The sequence below is a fragment of the Nguyenibacter vanlangensis genome, from assembly GCF_013376155.1.
GTDB classification, from domain to species: domain Bacteria; phylum Pseudomonadota; class Alphaproteobacteria; order Acetobacterales; family Acetobacteraceae; genus Gluconacetobacter; species Gluconacetobacter vanlangensis.
In genome coordinates this window covers 1-2500 of record NZ_JABXXP010000162.1, presented here as the reverse complement: position 1 = coordinate 2500, position 2500 = coordinate 1, and the positions used below count along the sequence as shown (strand labels likewise).

Below are 2500 nucleotides of genomic sequence, written 5' to 3'. Positions count from 1 at the left end.
TTTGCAGCGAGCTTAAGCCGATAGGTGTAGGCGTAGCGAAAGCGAGTCTGAATAGGGCGCTGAGTTGCTGGCAGAAGACCCGAAACCGAGTGATCTAGCCATGGCCAGGCTGAAGGTGCGGTAACACGCACTGGAGGGCCGAACCCACGCCTGTTGAAAAAGTCGGGGATGAGCTGTGGCTAGGGGTGAAAGGCCAATCAAACTCGGAGATAGCTGGTTCTCCGCGAAATCTATTGAGGTAGATCGTCAGGTGTTGACCCCGGGGGGTAGAGCACTGGATGGGCTAGGGGGGCCCAAAGCCTTACCAAACCTAACCAAACTCCGAATACCCGGAAGTTTAGCCTGGCAGACAGACGGTGGGTGCTAAGGTCCATCGTCGAGAGGGAAACAGCCCAGACCACCAGCTAAGGCCCCCAAATCGTGGCTAAGTGGGAAAGGATGTGGGGATTCCAAAACAACCAGGAGGTTGGCTTAGAAGCAGCCATCCTTTAAAGAAAGCGTAATAGCTCACTGGTCTAATAGAAACCCTGCGCCGAAAATGTAACGGGGCTCAAGCCACGTGCCGAAGCTGTGGGTGCATACTTTGTATGCGCGGTAGCGGAGCGTTCCGTAGGTCTGAGAAGGAGACGGGGTGACCCTCTCTGGAGATATCGGAAGTGCGAATGCTGACATGAGTAGCGACAAACAGTGCGAGAAACACTGTCGCCGAAAGTCCAAGGGTTCCTGCGCAAGGTTAATCCGCGCAGGGTGAGCCGGCCCCTAAGGCGAGGGCGAAAGCCGTAGTCGATGGAAACCAGGTGAATATTCCTGGGCCTGCTAGAAGTGACGAATGCGATATGTTGTCAGTCCTTAACGGATTGGGCTGGCTTTTGGAGCATTCCAGGAAATAGCTCTAGCGAATAGACCGTACCCGAAACCGACACAGGTGGACTGGTAGAGCATACCAAGGCGCTTGAGAGAACGATGCTGAAGGAACTAGGCAAATTGCTCGCGTAACTTCGGGATAAGCGAGACCCATGAATGGGCAACCATTTGTGGGTGGCACAGACCAGGGGGTAGCGACTGTTTAGTAAAAACACAGGGCTGTGCGAAGTCGAGAGACGACGTATACGGCCTGACGCCTGCCCGGTGCCGGAAGGTTAAGAGGAGGTGTGCAAGCACTGAATTGAAGCCCCGGTAAACGGCGGCCGTAACTATAACGGTCCTAAGGTAGCGAAATTCCTTGTCGGGTAAGTTCCGACCTGCACGAATGGCGTAACGACTTCCCCGCTGTCTCCAGCATCGGCTCAGCGAAATTGAATTCCCCGTGAAGATGCGGGGTACCCGCGGTCAGACGGAAAGACCCTATGAACCTTTACTGCAGCTTTGCAGTGGCATCAGAGACATTCTGTGTAGGATAGGTGGGAGGCTTAGAACCCGGGGCGCCAGTTCCGGTGGAGCCATCCTTGAAATACCACCCTGACTGTTTCTGATGTCTAACCGAGACCAGTAAGCCTGGTCCGGGACCCTGCATGGTGGGCAGTTTGACTGGGGCGGTCGCCTCCCAAAGTGTAACGGAGGCGCGCGATGGTGGGCTCAGGTCGGTCGGACATCGACTGTTGAGTGCAATGGCATAAGCCCGCCTGACTGTGAGAGTGACAGCTCGATCAGAGACGAAAGTCGGCCATAGTGATCCGGTGGTCCCGCGTGGAAGGGCCATCGCTCAACGGATAAAAGGTACTCTAGGGATAACAGGCTGATCTCCCCCAAGAGTCCACATCGACGGGGAGGTTTGGCACCTCGATGTCGGCTCATCACATCCTGGGGCTGGAGCAGGTCCCAAGGGTTCGGCTGTTCGCCGATTAAAGTGGTACGTGAGCTGGGTTTAGAACGTCGTGAGACAGTTCGGTCCCTATCTGCCGTGGGTGTTGGAGACTTGAGAGGATTTGTCCCTAGTACGAGAGGACCGGGATGAACAGACCTCTGGTGCACCGGTTGTCGCGCCAGCGGCACAGCCGGGTAGCTAAGTCTGGACGGGATAATCGCTGAAAGCATCTAAGCGAGAAACCCACCTCAAAACCAGGTCTCCCCGAGGGCCGTGATAGACCATCACGTCGATAGGCCAGATGTGAAAGCGCAGTAATGCGTGCAGCTAACTGGTCCTAATCGCCCAATAGGCTCACTCACACAGCCCGCTTAAACGCAGGCAACACACATGCACAGCAATCATCCACTCAACACTCAATACACACACCTCAGCACCAACCTCTCACGCCCACTACACCCCATCAGGGTGGACTGGACGACCTGGTGGCCATGGCGGGGATAGCTCCACCCGATCCCATCCCGAACTCGGCCGTGAAATGCCCCAGCGCCTATGATACTGCGTCTCAAGACGCGGGAAAGTCGGTCGCCGCCAGGTCTTCCAATCCACCTACACCACCGCGGGGTGGAGCAGCCCGGTAGCTCGTCAGGCTCATAACCTGAAGGCCGCAGGTTCAAATCCTGCCCCCGCAACCAA

At 56.3% G+C, this 2500-nt stretch carries 1 tRNA gene and 2 rRNA genes (1 of these 3 cut by a window edge); all 3 read left to right on the top strand.

Going from position 1 to position 2500, the window contains the following annotated elements:
* A 23S ribosomal RNA gene (locus tag HUK84_RS09525) occupies positions 1-2166 on the top strand; it begins 575 nt to the left of the window's first position.
* Positions 2167-2285: 119 nt separating this feature from the next.
* Positions 2286-2401: ribosomal RNA gene (gene rrf / locus HUK84_RS09520) — 5S ribosomal RNA — on the top strand.
* Positions 2402-2422: 21 nt separating this feature from the next.
* Positions 2423-2499, top strand: a tRNA-Met gene (locus HUK84_RS09515).
* The last annotated feature ends 1 nt before the right edge of the window (position 2500 follow it).